The sequence below is a fragment of the Streptomyces wuyuanensis genome, assembly GCF_900103455.1.
GTDB classification, from domain to species: domain Bacteria; phylum Actinomycetota; class Actinomycetes; order Streptomycetales; family Streptomycetaceae; genus Streptomyces; species Streptomyces wuyuanensis.
This window is the reverse complement of record NZ_FNHI01000008.1, coordinates 154196-171237: the sequence shown is the minus strand read 5'-3', so window position 1 is coordinate 171237 and position 17042 is coordinate 154196. Positions and strand designations below refer to the sequence as shown.

Below are 17042 nucleotides of genomic sequence, written 5' to 3'. Positions count from 1 at the left end.
TCGGGGGCGTCGCGGCTCAGACACCCGGACAGCGAGCGCTCGCGTCGTGGGCCGGATCGTTCCGGTGTTGCTTCCGGCCGATGGGAAGGAGTTCTGTTGGCACATCGTCAGACTGACGATTGCCGGTGCGTGCAGTCAAGTGGGCCCGGACAGATGGGAGGTGTGTCACGGCCGTCACCGTCCGTCGGGGCCGCGACCCGGCCACCGCCCTCGACGGGTGCGCCGTCAGACGGCCTCGCCGAGGGCCGCGATGACATCCGCCTTGCGCGGCTGCCCCGACGCCCTCCGCACGATCCGGCCCCGCGCGTCGAGCACCAGCACCGTGGGCGTCCGCAGGATGTCCAGGTCGCGCACGAGCGGGAGCCGGTCCTCGGCGTCGATCTCGACGTGGACGACCCCGTCGACCATGTCCGCTACCTCCGCGAGCGTGCGCCGCGTCGCCCGGCAGGGCTGGCAGAAGGCGCTGGAGAACTGCACGAGCGTCGCCCTCTCCCCCAGCTCCGCGCCCAGTTCGGCCGCGCCGAGCCGGCGCTCCTCGTCCCGCCCGCGCACCTTCAGCCTCCCGCTCGTCCGCCGGTGCAGCAGCCCGAACGCCCCCGCCACCGCGAGGACGACCACGCACACCACGAGTCCGGTCATCGACTACCTCCAGCGTTCACAGGACCGCAATGATTCCCGCCCCCGGCCTCCGCGTTCCCCGGGGGATCCTGGGCGGCATGGACACCATCGACGTCAGGGGGCCGCGCTTCGGCGCCGCCGTCACCGCCGCCGTACTCGCCGCCGTGCTCGTCACCTCCGGCTGGGCACTATTGGCCTGGCAGGCACTGTGCTTCGCCGTCGGCGCCGCTGCCGGCGTCCAGCACTCACCGTACGGCTGGGTCTTCCGCACCCTCGTACGGCCCCGGCTCGGCCCGGCCACGGAGACCGAGTCCCCCGCGCCTCCGCGGTTCGCGCAGGGGGTGGGGCTCGTCTTCGCCCTGGTCGGACTCGCCGGGTATCTGTGGGGCCCGGAGTGGCTGGGCATGGCGGCCACCGGCTGCGCGCTGGCGGCGGCGTTCCTCAATGCGGCCTTCTCGTACTGCCTGGGGTGCGAGATGTACCTGCTGGCACGCCGCTCCGTCCCGGTCCGCGGCTGAGCGGGGGACGCCCGGAGAGGGCGGGACGAACACCGTGGCGGCGTGACAGGTGACACGACGTGACGAGAATCTCGCCGTGCGACGCGCCGAGGACTGGCCGTTGCGCCGCTCATGCGGCACGATCTGCCCAATGCCGAAAACCTACGGCTGCGTAACTTCCGCTGGGAGAACCCTCCCCGGGACACAGAAGGAAGGGCCTCTCCCGACATGGCAGAGCTCGTCTACCGGCCGGTCATCGGCGCCGCACTCGCGATGTTCAAGGCGCTCGACCTGAAGATCGACAGCCAGGGTTCGGAGAACATCCCGCGCTCCGGCGGCGCGGTGCTGGTGAGCAATCACATCAGCTACCTGGACTTCATCTTCTCCGGTCTGGCCGCGCTGCCGCAGAAGCGCCTGGTGCGCTTCATGGCGAAGGACTCGGTGTTCCGGCACCGGGTCTCGGGCCCGCTGATGCGGGGCATGAAGCACATCCCGGTGGACCGCAAGCAGGGCGAGGCCGCGTACACCCACGCGCTGGAGTCGCTGCGCGCGGGCGAGGTGATCGGCGTCTTCCCCGAGGCCACGATCTCCCAGTCGTTCACGCTGAAGGGCTTCAAGTCCGGCGCGGCGCGCCTCGCGCAGGAGGCCGGCGTGCCGCTCGTCCCGATGGCCCTGTGGGGCACGCAGCGGCTGTGGACCAAGGGCCGCCCCAAGAACCTCCGGCGCAGTCACATCCCGGTGACGATCCGGGTCGGGGAGCCCATGGAGGCGCCGACGGACCAGTACGCCGGGGCGATCACCCGCCGGCTGCGGGAGCGTGTGCAGGAGTTGCTGGAGTCGGCGCAGCGCGCCTATCCGGTGCGCCCCAAGGACGCCTCCGACACCTGGTGGGTGCCCGCACACCTCGGGGGTACGGCCCCGACGCCCGCGGAAGTCCGCGAAGCACGCTGAGCGTTCCCCGCAACTCCCCTCCTCCACGGTCAGCTTGCCGTCGGCGGCCGTGCCGGCTTGCCCCGTCCCGCGGGGCCGCGAAGCCGCGGCCCGTGGGCGTCACCCGGTCGTGCGGATCGTGATCCGGGCTCCTGGGCTGAGCTTCTCCAGCGACTCGGCGAGCTCCGCCCCCGCCGTCTCGAGTTCCGCGGCGTCCATCGGGGCGAGCGACTCCAGCAGGAAGAGGGCGTTGACGGACTCCTCGGTGAGCCGGGTGCGCGGGCCCTGGCGCCAGTTCCAGCGGCGGCAGGTGACGCCTTCCTCGTCGCACCAGACGATCTCGCCAGGCTCGGGGTGCTCGACGGTCTCCTCACCCGCCGCGGCGGTGACGAACGGCTCCAGGCCGGTGGCACGCACGAGACGCATTCCTCCCCGGATGCGGTCCGCGTCCTCGCCGCCCACCGGGATCAGACGCGCCACGCTGAGCGCGTTGTACGCGTCGACGAGCAGATTGATCCGGGGCAGCCCGGCGCCGGTCAGCGCGCGCCTGGCGAGCGCCTCGGCGGAGTTGCGGGTACGGGACGGCTTGGCCCCGAAGGCGCTGTAGGCGTCACGCCAGGCCGCCATGTGCGGGTCCTCGTGCGGAGCGCGCCCGCCGAGGCGCTGCGCCAGGCGGCGTGCCGCATCGTCGAGCAGTGCCGAACTCGCTTCGCTGCTCGGGCCGTTGGCCAGGCCGCGGGCCTCGACGACGAGCGGGGTGAATCCGGGGACGAGGGCGTGGACCTCGTCGGACACGGTGAGCGATAGAGGCATGGGCGTCCTTGCCTGGGTGTACTGCGGCGTGGTGTGCGGGGCCCCTCAGAGTGATGCGGGGAGGTGCTCCCAGAGGGAGAGCCGGTCCCGCGCGGACCGGAGCGCCCTCAGAACCTTGGGGTGCGGTTCAGCATACAGGACCGGATAGTCCATCTCATTGGACTTCGGGTCGGGACTGAAGGCCAGCCGCTCCGCACCCAGCGAGAACCGGGCGTCCACACCGGGCTTGTTGCCGCGGGGGTCCTGGCGATGCCAGGTCCGCCCGTCGGGCATCCGGACCGCGACGAGCCCGTGGACGACGTCGAGCTTCTGGTAGCAGAGGGCGGCGGGAACGGATCCGGCCCGCAGCAGCGCGACCAGGGCGTGGGCCTTCGCGTAGCAGACGCCCGTGCGTTGCTCGATGACGTCGGACGCCCGCCAGGTGACCCTCGGATCATTCGCGTCGTACGAGTGCGGGATGGCGTCACGGACGAACTCGAAGGCCGCCCTGGCGTGTTCATGTGCGCCTGAGGTATCGGCACGAAGACGGGCGGACGCCTCACGGACCACCGGATGCTCATGGTCGACGACGTCGTCGGCGGCAAGGTAGGCCGAGATCTCGGGGACCTGCTGGATCAGCTCCATGGCGCGCGAGCATAGGAATGCGACCGGTCGAGAGTCAATGAACTTTCGACCGGTCGCATATCCATGCGGCGAGCGAGTGCGATGCGGCGACGGGGCCGGTGCACCCGCAGTGGCGTCAGTGCGCCATTTCGTCCTTCAGCGCCAGGACGAAGGCGTCCACGTCGTCCTCGGTGGTGTCGAACGAGCACATCCAGCGGACGTCCCCGGCCGCCTCGTCCCAGAAGTAGAAGCGGAAGCGCTTCTGGAGCCGGCGGCTCACCTCATGCGGCAGCCTGGCGAACACCGCGTTCGCCTGCACCGGGTAGAGGATCTCGACCCCGTCCACGGCCCGGACGCCCTCGGCGAGCCGCTGCGCCATGGCGTTGGAATGCCGGGCGTTGCGCAGCCACAGGTCCTTGGCGAGCAGGGCCTCCAACTGCACGGAGACGAACCGCATCTTGGAGGCGAGCTGCATCGACATCTTGCGCAGATGCTTCATATGGCTGACGGCGTCGGGGTTGAGCACGACGACCGCCTCGCCGAAGAGCATGCCGTTCTTGGTGCCGCCGTACGAGATGACGTCCACGCCGACGGCGTTGGTGAACGCGCGCATCGGCACGTCCAGCGACGCCGCGGCGTTGGCTATCCGCGCCCCGTCGAGATGGACCTTCATGCCGAGCCCGTGGGCGTGCTCGACGATCGCCCGGATCTCGTCCACCGTGTAGACCGTGCCCAGCTCGGTGTTCTGGGTGATCGAGACGACCTGCGGCATGGCGCGGTGCTCGTCCTCCCACCCCCACGCCTGCCGGTCGATCAGCTCCGGGGTGAGCTTGCCGTCCGGAGTCGGCACCGTCAGCAGCTTCAGGCCGCCCATCCGCTCCGGAGCGCCGCCCTCGTCCACGTTGATGTGGGCGGTCTCGGCGCACACGACGGCGCCCCACCGGTCGGTGAGCGCCTGCAGCGCGGTGACGTTGGCGCCGGTGCCGTTGAAGACGGGGAACGCCTCGGCACCGGAACCGAAGTGGCTGTGCATGATCCGCTGAAGGTGGTCGGTGTAGTCGTCCTCGCCGTAGGCGACCTGGTGGCCGCCGTTGGCCAGGGCGAGCGCGGCCATGACCTCCGGGTGCGCGCCCGCGTAGTTGTCGCTGGCGAAGCCCCGTACCTCGGGGTCGTGGTGCCGGCGGGCGTCGGTTCTCGGCGGGATCACGGCTCGGGGGTCAGCCACAGGCGCTGTCCATTCACTTCCGGGGCGGGCCGGTCCCAGACTCCGGCAATGGCCTCGGCCAGTTCCTTGACGTCCGTGAAGCCCGCGAACTTGGCGTTCGGGCGCTCGGCGCGCATCGCGTCGTGCACGAGCGCCTTGATGATCAGGATGGCAGCCGCGGCACGCGGGCCCTCCTCGCCCCCAGCCTTCCTGAACGAGTCCCCGAGCGCCAGGGTCCAGGCCTCCGCCGCGGCCTTGGCGGCGGCGTAGGCGGCGTTGCCCTCGGTGGGCTTCGCCGCCCCGGACTGGCTGACCAGCACGAAGCGGCCCCTGTCGCTGCGCTTGAGCGCCTCGTGGAACGCGAGCGAGGTGTTCTGGACCGTGCGGATCAGCAGCTTCTCGAGGAGCTGCCAATCGCTCAGGTCGGTCTCTCCGAAGGTGGCGCTGCCGCGCCAGCCGCCGACGAGATGGACGAGGCCGTCGACGCGGCCGAACTCCTTCTCGGTCTGGGCGGCCCACTCGCGGGTCGCGGTCGGGTCGAGCAGGTCGACGGTGTCGCCCGTGACGGTCGCACCGCCGTGCGCGTACCGCGCCTCGTCGACCGCCTGGGCCAGTCGCTCGGTGTCCGCGTCCGACGCCACGACGATCGCGCCCGCCTCGGCGAGGCGGAGCAGGGCGGCGCGGCCCGCCGGGCCCGCCGCTCCGGCGACCGCGATCACCGCACCGTCGAGGGCCCCGTTGCCGTTCGCATTCATGGTGCTGGTCTCCTCCGTCCGAGAGCTCACGCGGCGACTCGCTCGGCGGACCGGGCCGTGATGCCCTGGGTCGAGGCGATCACGCCCTTCAGCTTCTTGGAGAGCGCCTCAAAGAACATGCTGAGCGGAAACTCGTCGGGAAGCACGTCGTCCACGAGCTTGCGCGGCGGCTGGCTCAGGTCCAAGGCGTCGGGGCCCTTCGCCCAGCGGGAGCCCGGGTGCGGCGCGAGGTAGGTGGAGACGAGCTCGTACGCCTTGAACCAGTGGACGAGCTTCGGGCGGTCGATGCCGTCGCGGTACAGCGTCTCGATCTCGGCGCAGAGCTGGTTGGTGACCTGCGGGGCACGCTCCCAGTCGATCCGCAGCGTGTTGTCCGTCCAGCGCACGACGTCGTGCTTGTGGAGGTACGCGAAGAGCAGCTGGCCGCCGAGGCCGTCGTAGTTGCGGACGCGGTCGCCGGAGACGGGGAAGCGGAACATCCGGTCGAACAGCACCGCGTACTGGACGTCACGGCCGTGCGTGTTGCCCTCGGCCTCCAGCTTCACGGCCTCCTTGAAGGCGGTGAGGTCGCAGCGCAGCTCCTCCAGCCCGTACATCCAGAACGGCTGGCGCTGCTTGATCATGAAGGGGTCGAACGGCAGGTCGCCGTGGCTGTGGGTGCGGTCGTGGATCATGTCCCACAGGACGAAGGCCTTCTCGCAGCGCTCCTGGTCGTGGACCATCGAGGCCACGTCCTCGGGGAGGTCGATGGAGAGGATGTCCACCGCGGCCTCGGTCACCCGGCGGAAGCGGGCGGCCTCGCGGTCGCAGAAGATGCCGCCCCAGCTGAACCGCTCGGGGGCCTCGCGCACGGCTATGGTCTCGGGGAACAGCACCGCCGAATGGGTGTCGTAGCCGGCGGTGAAGTCCTCGAAGGTGATCCCGCAGAAGAGCGGGTTGTCGTAGCGGGTCGCCTCCAGCTCGGCCAGCCAGTCGGGCCAGACCATCCGCAGGACGACGGCCTCGAGGTTGCGGTCCGGGTTGCCGTTCTGCGTGTACATGGGGAAGACCACCAGGTGCTGGAGGCCGTCCACGCGCTCGGCGGCGGGCTGGAAGGCCAGCAGCGAGTCGAGGAAGTCGGGCACGTCGAAGGCGCTGTCGGCCCACTTGCGCAGATCGGCGACGAGCGCGCGGTGGTACGCGGCGTCGTGCGGAAGCAGCGGGGAGAGCTCCTCCACGGCGGCGGTCACCCGCTCGATCGCGTACTCGGCGGCGGCGCGCACGGGGGCGCCCTCCGCGTCGAAGTCGATGGAGCCGTCCTTGGACTGCCAGGGCCTTATCTCCTCGACGGCGTCCTTGAGCGTCAGCCACGCAGGATGCTCGACCACCGCAGCGGTCGTCGCCGCGCCCACCGCAGCGTTCTGCACAAGAATTTCCGTCATGTCACTTCCTCCACGGGAGAACCTCGCGTCAAGACACCGTATCCGTGCCCAGTTCTCCCGTACAAGGGGAGCCCTGGGAAATTATCCTGCCTTACCCCCATGGTCACCGCAGATTTTTCTGTGACCTAGGCCATTCGGGACGATGGCTGCGGCATGCCGCGCAGGGGCCACCCCCGGGCCGGAGTCGGCCCGGGGGTCGTCAAGGCCCGGAGGACTCGCCCACGCGCGAGTGAGCCCGCCGCGGGGCGCAGCGCCGGAAGGCCGCGTTCCCCCAAGCCCGGGACCTCATGCACGACCGGGTACGGGCGTGGCGCAGGCCACTAGGCTGCGGCCGTGCCGCGCGGGGCAGGAGCCACCGTGCGGGAGCCGCAAACAAGAACGGCCCGAGCCCGACACATCGACGGAAGCGAGAAGATCTTGAGTTTCCTCACCATCGGTCATCGCGGGGTCATGGGTGTCGAACCGGAGAACACCCTGCGTTCCTTCGTCCGGGCGGAGCGGGCGGGTATGGACGCGATCGAACTGGATCTCCATCTCAGCAAGGACGGCGCGCTGGTCGTCATGCACGACGCCGACGTGGACCGGACGACCGACGGCACCGGGCCGATCGCCGAGATGACCCTCGCGGAGCTGCGGGAGCTGGACGCCGGTCAGGGCGAGCGCATCCCGGTCTTCGAGGAGGTCCTGGACGCGGTGAGCGCCCCGCTCCAGGTCGAGATCAAGGACGCGGCCGCGGCACGGGTCCTCGCTGACGTGATGGTCAAACGCGATCTCGTGGAGCGGATCGAGGTCACGTCGTTCCAGGACGACGCGGTCAGGGAGATCACCGCGCTGGTGCCCGGCGTGCGCACGGGCCTCATCGCGAGCCGCTGGGGCAGCGACATCGTGGAGCGCGCGCAGGCCGTCGGCGCCCCCACGCTGGCACTGAACATCCGCCGGCTGACCCTGGAGACGGTGGAGCGCGCCCACGACGAGGGACTCCGGGTCATCGGCTGGGTCGTCAACACCCAGGACCACCTGCGGCTGGTGCGCGCCCTCGAACTCGACGGCGCGACCACGGACTTCCCGGAGATCAGGCGCACCGGCCGCTTCACGGCCTGACGGTCCCGGCCGGTCGGCTGCCTACCGGTCCAGGCTCTTCACGAGCAGTTCGAACTGCAGGTCGTCGCGGCGCGGTACGCCGAAGCGCTCGTCGCCGTACGGGAACGGAGTCATCCGTCCCGTGCGGCGGTACCCGCGCCGCTCGTACCAGGCGATGAGTTCCTCACGCACCGAGATCACCGTCATGTGCATCTCCGTGACGCCCCAGGTCTCCCGCACGAGGCGCTCCGCCTCGGCGATGACCTGCCGGCCGAGTCCGCCGCCCTGGAGTCCCGGGCGTACGGCGAACATGCCGAAGTACGCCGCGTCGCCGCGGTGTTCGAGCTGGCAGCAGGCCACGATCCGGTCGTCGCGCCGCACCACGAGCAGCTTGCTGCCGGCCGCCCCGATCACCTGCCGGACGCCCTCCGGGTCGGTGCGCTGCCCGTCCAGGATGTCCGCCTCGGTGGTCCAGCCGGCCCGGCTGGAGTCCCCGCGGTAGGCCGACTCGATCAGCTCGACCAGTGCGGGCACGTCGGCGTCGGTCGCGTCGCGGTAGGACAGCTGCACCGGGTCCGTGGGCGGGGCGGTCTCCATGGGGCGGTTCTCCGTTCTCCTCTTCGCCGGCGGTCGCGGCGCGGCGGACGCACGCGCTGCGGACGCGCTGCCCGCCCGACCTTAACGCGACGCGCCGGCGGTCTACCGTGGTGACCATGATGCATGTGCTGAGCAGCCGCATCCTGCTGCGGCCGACCGATCCCGAGCGGTCCCGGCGGTTCTACGAGGACGTTCTCGGCCTGCAGATCTACCGCGAGTTCGGCACCGGGCCCGACCGCGGAACGGTCTACTTCCTGGGGGGCGGGTTCCTGGAGATCTCCGGGCGTTCCGACACCCCGCCCGGTCCGGGGGCGGCGCTGTGGCTCCAGGTGTCGGACGCCAAGGCGGCCTACGGCCATGTGCTGTCGCACGGAGCCGCGGTCGAGCGCCCGCCTCGGCGGGAACCCTGGGGGCTCGTCGAGATGTGGCTGACCGACCCGGACGGGGTGCGGATCGCCGTGGTCGAGGTGCCCGAGGACCATCCGCTGCGCCACCGGCCCTGATCCCGGCGGCAGCGCCCGCACCGCGGACGGGAGCCGTCCGGTGCGCCCCGCAAGGCCGCGCGCGGCCGCACGGGCCCCGCGAGCGCCCCGCGTACACCCGTGCGCTCGTATGCGCCGTGCCGCGGCTGGGCATCCCCTGCTCGACACGTCGAGCGGGGAGGTGTGCGGTGCACGGACCGGCGACGCCGGGCTGGCTGCTCGTGGCACTGTGCGCGGTGTCCGGCGCGTACTGCGTCGTGCGGATGCGCAGCTGCGCGGGCGAGGCGCGCAGCGCGGCGGCCGGCGAGGCGGTGATGGGGTTCGGGATGGCCGCGATGGCTGTGCCGGCCGCCGTCGTGGCACCGCCGTCGTGGGCGTGGCTGCCGTACGCCGCCCTGTTCGGGGCGGTGGGCCTGCGGGCCCTGTGGGCCACACGGGCCTCCCCCGCCGGCGCCCACCATCTGCACCATCTGGTCGGCTCGCTGGCCATGGTGTACATGGCGCTGACCATGTCGCCGCTTCCGGCCGGCGGACACGGGGAGCACGGCGGACAGTCGGGTACCGGCGGAGTGCCGCTGGTGACGGGGGCGCTGCTCGTGTACTTCACGGCGTTCGTCCTGCGCACGGGTGCCCGGCTGGTGCCCCTGCCGGCGCCCGCGGGCGGCCCTGCTCCGGCCTGGGGGGCGCGCCCCGAGATCGCCCTGGCGTGCCGCGTCTCGATGGGCGTCGCGATGGTCGCCATGCTCCTCACCGTCTGAGCGTGCGGGGGCGGACCGTGTCGTACATCACTTGCCGTGTGAAGCCATACCTGTGAGTAGCACCGCGCTCATAGTCTGGGGCCCATGATGGTCTCCCTCGCGCTGCTGTCGCTCGGCGCACTGGCCGCCGTCGTCGCACCGCGGCTGATGTCGCGGGCCGACTGGCCGGAGCGCGAGCCGGTGGTGGCGCTGTGGGTGTGGCAGTGCGTGGTCGCGGCGGTGCTGCTGAGCTTCGGGCTCTCCATGACCATCAGTGCGGCCGCCGCCTGGCAGGCGGTGCGGGCCCCGGTCTTCGCGCCCGCGCCGAGCGCGGTCGTCGAGGCGTACGCCCTGGGCGCGGGCGGTCCCTGGTCCGCGGTGCTGGCCGTCGTGCTGGCGTGCGGAGCGCTGTGGACCGGTGCGATGCTCACCCGGGAGATCCACCGGGCGCACGCGCGACGCAAGCGGCGCAGGGCCGAACTCCTGGTGCGCGCTCCCCTGTTGCCGGGTGAGGACCCGGGCGACGATCCGCTGGTGGTGCTGGAGGGCGAGCGGCCCGACGCATGGTGGCTGCCGGGCGCCGCGCCCCAGCTGGTCATCACCACGGCCGCCCTGCGGCGCCTGAAGGGCCGTCAACTCGACGCGGTGCTGGCCCATGAGCAGGGTCACGCCAAGGCTCGCCACGACTGGCTGCTGCACTGCTCGGCGGCACTCGCCAACGGCTTTCCCCAGGTCCCGGTGTTCGCCGCGTTCCGCGACGAGATGCACCGGCTGGTGGAGCTTGCGGCGGACGACGTCGCCTCGCGCCGTTTCGGCCGGCTCACGATCGCCCTCGCGCTGGTCGAACTGAACGAACACCGCGGAGTCTTCGGTCCCTGCCCGGCCCCCGACGCCCAACTGCACCAGCGGGTGAACCGGCTGCTGGCCCCGGTGCCGCGGCTCACCGCGGGCAGGCGGCTGCGGCTGACCGCCGCCGCCGTCCTGGTGCCCGTCGTACCGCTGCTGGTGGCATTCGTGCCGGGTCTGAGTGCTTTGAGGTAACTAGCGGGGCGGATCGGGGGCAGGATTCTTCTCATGCGTCCCCCCACCCCCACCTCCACCCCCGTCCCGCGGTCCCCCGCCCCGGAGCCACCCCCTCCGGTCCCCGGGGCGCGTACCGCCTCGCTGACCGCCGTGGTCGCCGTGCTGCTGCTGGTGACGGTGGCCGTGGGCTGGTCGCCTCTGGTGTCGCTCGACCGTACGGTCGCGGTCGAGCTGCACGAGTCCGCGCTGGCGGAGCCGGGATTCACCCGTGCGAACCGGATCCTCAGCGACTGGGTGTGGGACCCGTGGACGATGCGCGCCCTGGTCACCGCGGTGGTCCTGGCCCTGCTGTGGCGCGGCGAGCGGCTGCTCGCCCTGTGGATCGCGGCGGCGAGCCTGGTGGGCGCGGCGGTGCAGCAGATGCTCAAGGCCCTGGTGGGACGGCAGCGCCCGGTCTGGGCGGAGCCCGTGGACACCGCCCACTACGCCGCCTTCCCGTCCGGTCACGCGATGACGGCCGCCGTCACCTGCGGGCTGCTCCTCTGGCTGCTGGCACGGTCCGGGACCGGGCCGGGTCTCCGGCGGACGGCTGCCCTGCTGGCGGTGGTCTCGGTGCTGGGTGTGGGCTTCACCCGGCTGTATCTGGGGGTGCACTGGCTGACGGACGTCCTGGCCGGCTGGCTGCTCGGGATCTGCCTGGTGGCCGTCACGGCCGGCTCGTACGAACGGCTGGCCTTGAACCGGGGGCCCTGAGGCCGGGAGGATCGCCGCATGGCGATCAAAGGCGTGCTCTTCGACTTCTCGGGAACGCTCTTCCGGATCGAATCCGTCGCGTCCTGGCTGCGGGCCGCCCTCGACGAGACCGGGATCTCGGTCGGCGAGGACGCGTTCGAACGGTACGCGCGCGAGCTGGACGCGGCCGGCGCTCTGCCCGGCGGCTCCACGCCGGAGCTGATCCCCGAGGCCCTGGCCGAGCTGCGGTGGACCCGAGACCGGGACGCCCAGCGGCACCGGGACGCCTACGTGGGCCTCGCCCGCCGCGTGGAGCTCCCCGACCCCAGGCTGTACGACGCCCTCTACGAGCGGCACAAGACGCCGTCGGCGTGGCGCCCGTACCCGGACGCGGCGGAGGTGCTCGGCGAGCTACGGCGGCTCGGTACGGGCGTCGCGGTGGTCAGCAACATCGGCTGGGACCCGCGGCCGGTGTTCCGGGCGCACGGCCTGGACGGCTTCGTGGACGCGTACGTGCTGTCCTACCGCCACGGGGTGCAGAAGCCGGACGAACGGCTGTTCCGCGCGGGCTGCGAGGCCCTGGGGGAGGACCCGCGAAACGTCCTGATGGTCGGCGACGACCGGCGGGCGGACGGCGGGGCGGCGCTGCTTGGCTGCGCCGTGCACTTCGTCGATCACCTGCCGGTGGACGAGCGTCCCGAGGGCCTGCGTCCGGTACTCGGACTCGTGGGCTCGTGATCCGGAACGACATGGGTGAAGTGTCGGCCGAGAAGCGTGGGAATCGAGGCCGCGAAATCGGACAATAGAGACAAAGGCCGGAAATCCCTGCTCGGGTGATCCGCGCGAATCCATGGCGGAACGGATCGGACCGGGCGATCCCCCGCGTCGCCCGGTCCGTCCGGTCAACCCCGCTGACCAGGCATACGAGCGCCTCGCAACGGGTCGCGCTGAGTATATTGGCTCCGAGCCAGTCAACGCAGGAGTTAAGCATGTCCCCGCGGAGCGCATCGGTCAATGAAGAGCTCCGTCGGCGTTCCCGGGAGCGCCTGCTCCAGGCGACCGTGGAACTCGTCGGGGAGCGCGGCTACGAGGCGACGACGCTGGGGGACATCGCCGACCGGGCGGGGTCGGCCCGCGGACTGGTCTCGTACTACTTCCCCGGCAAGCGCCAGCTGTTCCAGTCGGCCGTGCACCGGCTGATGCACCTCACGCTGGAGGAGGCGCTGGAGCGCGAGCCGCGCACCGCCGACGGGCGGGAGCGGCTGGCCCGGGCGGCCGACGCGATCCTGGGGCTCGCGGTGGACCGGCCGGTGCTGATGCGCGCGCACATGGCGGGCATCCTGCAGGCAGAGGGGTTCGTCCAGTGCCCCGAGCAGCAGCGGCTCGCCTTCCTGCTCCGCGACACGGTGGAGCGCTACGGGTCGCCGGACGTCGACGCCGACTACCCGCTGCTGCGCGCCCTGCTGATGGGCGCGGTCTTCGCGGTGGCGCTGCCCGGCGCGCCGATGCCGCGCACGCGGCTGCGGGCGGAGCTCTTCCAGCGGTACGGGCTGGCCTGGGAGCTCGGCTTCCCGCCGGGCGGGGAGCCGCCCGGCGGGACGTCGCACGAGGGTCCGGACCTCTCCGCCACCGGGGTGGCGCGGTAGCGGCCGGCCCGGAGGGCGGGACGACCGCCCCGGAAGGAGCGGTGCCGCCCGCCGGGGCGGCACCGCGACGGCACGGATCAGTGGTGGTGGCGGTCGAAGTAGTCCGGCTGGGTCTGCACGTTGAGCTCGTGCATCCGGACGCGCTTGGCCGCGTCGGTACGACGGTCCTCGAGCTTCAGCACGTCGAAGCCCTTGGCGATGTCGTTCGAGTAGATGTAGCCGTTGTAGTAGTACGCCGACCACGAACCGCCCGTGGTGATGGTGTCGGTGGTCAGCGGGCCGCGCTCGAAGTAGGCGATCTCCCTCGGCCTGGCGGAGTCCGTGAACTCCCACACCGACACGCCGCCCTGGTACCAGGCCTGGACCATGATGTCGCGGCCCTTGACCGGGATCAGCGAACCGTTGTGCGCCACGCAGTTCTCGGTGGCGGCCTGGTGGCGGTCGATCTTGAAGTAGCTGCGGAAGACGAGCTTGCGCCTGTCGCCCTTGCCCACGATGTCGTAGATGCCGTCGGCTCCGCGCTTCGGGCCGATCTCCGCGTTGCAGGTCGCGCCCACGCCGCCGCCGAGCTCATCGGTGAAGACCACCTTGTCGGCGTCCTGGTTGAACGTCGCCGAGTGCCAGAAGGCGAAGTTGACGTTGTCCTGGACCCGGTCGATGACCTTCGGGCGCTCGGGGTTGCGGATGTCGAACAGGATGCCGTCACCCATGCACGCACCGGCCGCGAGGTCCTTCGACGGCAGCACGGTGATGTCGTGGCAGCCGGTCGTCTTGGAGACGCCCGGGTTGGTGGGTGAGCCGGGGTTGCCGCCGCCGTCCGGGCCCTCGCCCGGGAACAGCACCGGGAATCCGACGACAGCGGACTTCTCCGGGGCGTTGCGCGGCACCTTGATGACGGAGATCCCGTCGTGCGGCGGCTGGCAGTCCGGGAACGTCGCGTTCGGCGAGTACGACGACACGTACACGTACACGTCGCGCCGCTCGGGCACGAGGGTGTGGGTGTGCGAGCCGCACGCGGTCTCGACGGCTGCGACGTACTTCGGGTTGCGCTTGTCGCTGATGTCGAAGACCTTGACGCCTTCCCACGAGGACTTCTCCGTTGCCGGCTGGCTGGTGCTGGCACAGGAGTTGTCGCTGCGCGAGGAGTCGGTGGAGAGGAAGAGCAGGTCCCCGGAGACCGAGATGTCGTTCTGGGAGCCGGGGCACAGGACCTGGGAGACGGTCCTGGGGGCGCGCGGGTTGCTGATGTCGAAGATGCGGAAGCCGTCGTAGTTTCCGGCGAACGCGTACTTCCCCTGGAAGGCGAGGTCGGAGTTGGTGCCCGGGAGGGCGTCCTTCGGGATGTTGGCGAGATGCCGGATGTTGTCGCTGTGGACGACCTCGTCCACGGCGGGTATCTCGCCACTGTTCGTCAGGGCCTTGGCGGCTGCCGCCTGTTCGGACGAGACCTTCCTCTCGGCCGGGACGTCTCCGGGGTCCGGTGTGGCGGCCGCGGGTCCGGCCGCCAGCAGAGTGGCCAGCAGGCCTGCCGCGGCTGCCGCCACGCCCAGACGTCTGCGCCGCACGCGGGTGGTGTGCAACGGGGTCACCGTTTTTCCTCCCCTAGTTCCATTCCGTAGTTGAACCATGCACTGACCCCGGCAGTATCGTCCTCAGCATGCCCATATCAACAGATGGCAACAGAGACGTAATGAAAGTCGTGGCGGCCGTCGTCGCGGCCGTACTCGCCCTGGGCGCCTGCGAGTCGGGGTCCGGCTCGGGCACCCCGAAGGCCGAGGGGTCTCGCGGCACGGCGGTCGTGGCCCCGGGGAAGCCCGGCGAGCCCGCCCGCACGCTCTCGCCCGAGGAGGCCGCCAGGGAACTGCCGGACGACAGCCCGAACGCCGCCGACGTCTCGTACGTCCAGATGATGATCGTCCATCACACCCAGGCGCTGGAGATGACGGCCCTCGTGCCCGACCGGGCCGGCGGCACCCCGGTGAAGCGCCTCGCCGACCGCATCAAGGCCGCGCAGCAGCCGGAGATCGGGGCGATGCAGGGCTGGCTGAAGCAGCACTCCAAGGCGACGGACGGTCACGGGGCCCACGACCACGGGGCGATGCCGGGCATGGCGACCGAGGAGCAGCTGGCGCAGCTGCGCGCCGCCAAGGGCAAGGCCTTCGACGAGCTGTTCCTCAAGCTGATGATCACTCACCACCAGGGCGCGTTGACGATGGGGGCCACCGTGCTGTCCGAGGGGAACAACGTCCAGGTGGAGGAAATGGCCAACGACGTGATCGCGCAGCAGACGGCGGAGATCAACCGTATGCGCACGATGTGAGACTTACCGGGCGGCCTCCCCGGTGCAATGCTGGAAGCACCCTGCGGGAAGGAGCGCAGCCGTGCTTCGAGTCGCCGTCGTCGGATCCGGGCCGAGCGGGGTGTACACCGCTCAGGCCCTCGTCCAGCAGTCCCTCGTGCCGGACGTCCGCGTGGACGTCCTGGACCGGCTCCCGTGCCCCTACGGGCTGGTGCGGTACGGAGTCGCGCCCGACCACGAGAAGATCAAGTCACTGCAGAACACCCTGCGGGCGGTCCTGGAGGACGAGCGGATCGGATTCGTCGGCAACGTCGAGGTGGGCGCGCACGGACTGACGCCGGCGCGTCTGCTGCGGCTCTACCACGCGGTCGTCTACTGCGTCGGCGCCGCGAAGGACCGCAGGCTGGGGCTGCCCGGCGAGGATCTCCCGGGCAGCTTCTCGGCCACCGACTTCGTGTCCTGGTACAGCGCCCACCCGGACGCCGCGGGCAGCGGATTCACCCTCGGCGCCCGGTCGGCGGTCGTCATCGGGGTGGGCAACGTCGCCGTGGACGTCACCCGGATCCTCGCGCGCGGCGCGGCGGAGCTGCGGCCGACCGACGTGCCGCACGAGGCGCTCGGCGCCCTGGCCGGCAGCCGGGTGCGGGAGGTGCACATGGTGGGCAGACGCGGCCCGTCCCGGGCGAAGTTCACCACGAAGGAACTGCGCGAGCTGGGCACTCTGCCGGACGCCTCGGTCGGCGTCGAGCCGGCCGATCTCGCCTTGGACCCGGGGTACGCCGATCCCTCGGGACTGCCGGCGGTCGGCCGGCGCAACGTCGACGTGGTGCGCGGCTGGGCGGAGGCCGGCGAGGACTCCGCCCGGGCGCGGAGCATCCGGCTGCGCTTCTTCCTGCGCCCGGTGGAGCTGCTCGCCGAGAACGGGCGGGTCGCCGCGGTGCGCTTCGAGCGGACCGCGCCGGACGACGCGGGCGGCGTGCACGGCACGGGCACGTACGAGGAGATCGAGGCGCAGCTGGTGCTGCGGGCGGTCGGCTATCGCGGAGTTCCCCTGGAGGGGCTGCCGTTCGACGCCGCGCGGGGCACGGTGCCGCACCTGGCCGGCCGGGTGCTGCGGAACGGCTCGCCGTCCGCGGGCGAGTACGTGGCGGGCTGGATCAAGCGGGGCCCCACCGGGGTGATCGGTACGAACAGGCCCTGCGCCAAGGAGACGGTGGCCTCGATCCTCGCGGACGCACCCGCGCTGGCGGCCCGTCCGCTCCCGGACGAACCGCTGGACGTGCTGCGGGATTCGGGGCTGTGCCCCGTGGAGTGGCCGGGCTGGCTGGCGATCGAGGAGGCCGAGGACGCGCTGGGCCGGTCGCTGGGGCGCCGCTCGGTGAAGATCGCCGATTGGGCGGGGCTGCTGGGCGCAGCCGGCGTAGGCATGGCTCCGCAACTCCCGGCGGCGTAGCGGCGACTCCCCCGGCGCGGCGGCCGGACCGTTCGGGGCGTGCAGGGCCGGGCGGGCACGGATGCTCGGTCGGACCCGGGTGCGCGTTTCAGGCACGGGTGGTGGTCGACACGGCGGCCGGTGCGGGCGCGCGTGGTCGGCCGGCGCCGTGG

At 71.7% G+C, this 17042-nt stretch carries 19 protein-coding genes; 11 read left to right on the top strand and 8 right to left on the bottom strand.

Translation table 11 applies throughout. From position 1 onward, the window contains the following. Positions 1–225 precede the first annotated feature (225 nt). Positions 226–639, bottom strand: coding sequence for a TlpA family protein disulfide reductase (locus BLT82_RS14205; RefSeq protein ID WP_093654586.1), 414 nt, complete (start codon positions 637–639; stop codon positions 226–228). A 77-nt stretch (positions 640–716) separates the two neighbouring features. Between BLT82_RS14205 and BLT82_RS14200 the strand changes: the two genes are divergently transcribed. Together BLT82_RS14200 and BLT82_RS14195 are read left to right on the top strand one after the other, a co-directional pair. Beyond that, on the top strand, positions 717–1136 hold the full coding sequence (locus BLT82_RS14200) for a DUF4395 domain-containing protein (RefSeq protein ID WP_093654767.1): 420 nt from the start codon (positions 717–719) through the stop codon (positions 1134–1136). A gap of 207 nt (positions 1137–1343) precedes the next feature. Continuing rightward, a complete protein-coding gene (locus BLT82_RS14195; protein WP_093654584.1) occupies positions 1344–2066 on the top strand; it encodes a lysophospholipid acyltransferase family protein in 723 nt (240 codons plus the stop codon). Between the two features lie 99 nt (positions 2067–2165). Here BLT82_RS14195 and BLT82_RS14190 read toward each other — a convergent pair whose 3' ends face one another. The 5 genes from BLT82_RS14190 to BLT82_RS14170 all read right to left on the bottom strand — a co-directional run bounded on the left by BLT82_RS14190 (position 2166) and on the right by BLT82_RS14170 (position 6841). Further along, entirely contained in the window at positions 2166–2858 is a 693-nt protein-coding gene (locus BLT82_RS14190) for a B3/B4 domain-containing protein (RefSeq protein WP_093654582.1), read from the bottom strand. A 45-nt stretch (positions 2859–2903) separates the two neighbouring features. Then, positions 2904–3482 (bottom strand): transglutaminase-like domain-containing protein, encoded by a 579-nt coding sequence (locus tag BLT82_RS14185; RefSeq protein WP_093654580.1) that lies wholly within the window; start codon positions 3480–3482, stop codon positions 2904–2906. Between the two features lie 115 nt (positions 3483–3597). Continuing rightward, positions 3598–4668 carry a threonine aldolase family protein gene (locus tag BLT82_RS14180; protein ID WP_093654578.1) on the bottom strand — a complete coding sequence of 357 codons (1071 nt, stop codon included), beginning with the start codon at positions 4666–4668 and terminating at the stop codon, positions 3598–3600. Then, positions 4665–5420 carry an SDR family NAD(P)-dependent oxidoreductase gene (locus tag BLT82_RS14175; RefSeq protein WP_093654576.1) on the bottom strand — a complete coding sequence of 252 codons (756 nt, stop codon included), beginning with the start codon at positions 5418–5420 and terminating at the stop codon, positions 4665–4667. The genes BLT82_RS14180 and BLT82_RS14175 overlap by 4 nt, the downstream gene beginning before the upstream one ends. A 26-nt stretch (positions 5421–5446) precedes the next feature. Beyond that, entirely contained in the window at positions 5447–6841 is a 1395-nt protein-coding gene (locus BLT82_RS14170; protein ID WP_093654574.1) for a DUF6421 family protein, read from the bottom strand. Between the two features lie 417 nt (positions 6842–7258). On the opposite strand from BLT82_RS14170, the gene BLT82_RS14165 reads away from it, so the two are divergent. Next, entirely contained in the window at positions 7259–7942 is a 684-nt protein-coding gene (locus BLT82_RS14165) for a glycerophosphodiester phosphodiesterase (RefSeq protein WP_093654572.1), read from the top strand. Between the two features lie 21 nt (positions 7943–7963). On the opposite strand, the gene BLT82_RS14160 is transcribed toward BLT82_RS14165, so the two are convergent. Next, positions 7964–8518, bottom strand: coding sequence for a GNAT family N-acetyltransferase (locus BLT82_RS14160; RefSeq protein WP_093654570.1), 555 nt, complete (start codon positions 8516–8518; stop codon positions 7964–7966). A 116-nt stretch (positions 8519–8634) separates the two neighbouring features. Here BLT82_RS14160 and BLT82_RS14155 point away from each other — a divergent pair, with 116 nt between their 5' ends. The 6 genes from BLT82_RS14155 (at position 8635) to BLT82_RS14130 (ending at position 13138) form a co-directional block, all read left to right on the top strand. After that, a complete protein-coding gene (locus tag BLT82_RS14155; protein ID WP_093654568.1) occupies positions 8635–9021 on the top strand; it encodes a VOC family protein in 387 nt (128 codons plus the stop codon). A 167-nt stretch (positions 9022–9188) separates the two neighbouring features. Continuing rightward, positions 9189–9758: a DUF5134 domain-containing protein gene (locus tag BLT82_RS14150; protein WP_093654566.1), complete on the top strand. Its 570-nt coding sequence runs from the start codon at positions 9189–9191 to the stop codon at positions 9756–9758. Positions 9759–9842: 84 nt separating this feature from the next. Next, positions 9843–10778 carry a M56 family metallopeptidase gene (locus tag BLT82_RS14145; protein ID WP_093654564.1) on the top strand — a complete coding sequence of 312 codons (936 nt, stop codon included), beginning with the start codon at positions 9843–9845 and terminating at the stop codon, positions 10776–10778. Between the two features lie 33 nt (positions 10779–10811). Continuing rightward, entirely contained in the window at positions 10812–11513 is a 702-nt protein-coding gene (locus BLT82_RS14140) for a phosphatase PAP2 family protein (RefSeq protein WP_093654562.1), read from the top strand. Positions 11514–11531: 18 nt separating this feature from the next. Continuing rightward, the gene (locus BLT82_RS14135) at positions 11532–12230 is read left to right on the top strand and encodes an HAD family hydrolase (RefSeq protein ID WP_093654560.1); all 699 of its coding nucleotides are present in this window, start codon (positions 11532–11534) and stop codon (positions 12228–12230) included. Between the two features lie 251 nt (positions 12231–12481). Next, positions 12482–13138 (top strand): TetR/AcrR family transcriptional regulator, encoded by a 657-nt coding sequence (locus BLT82_RS14130; RefSeq protein ID WP_093654558.1) that lies wholly within the window; start codon positions 12482–12484, stop codon positions 13136–13138. A gap of 77 nt (positions 13139–13215) precedes the next feature. On the opposite strand, the gene BLT82_RS14125 is transcribed toward BLT82_RS14130, so the two are convergent. Beyond that, positions 13216–14727 (bottom strand): LVIVD repeat-containing protein, encoded by a 1512-nt coding sequence (locus BLT82_RS14125; protein WP_093654556.1) that lies wholly within the window; start codon positions 14725–14727, stop codon positions 13216–13218. A 101-nt stretch (positions 14728–14828) separates the two neighbouring features. On the opposite strand from BLT82_RS14125, the gene BLT82_RS14120 reads away from it, so the two are divergent. Both BLT82_RS14120 and BLT82_RS14115 read left to right on the top strand, forming a co-directional pair. Then, positions 14829–15458, top strand: a complete 630-nt coding sequence (locus tag BLT82_RS14120; RefSeq protein WP_093654554.1) for a DUF305 domain-containing protein — start codon at positions 14829–14831, stop codon at positions 15456–15458. 61 nt (positions 15459–15519) lie between these two features. Next, on the top strand, positions 15520–16890 hold the full coding sequence (locus BLT82_RS14115; protein WP_093654552.1) for an FAD-dependent oxidoreductase: 1371 nt from the start codon (positions 15520–15522) through the stop codon (positions 16888–16890). The last annotated feature ends 152 nt before the right edge of the window (positions 16891–17042 follow it).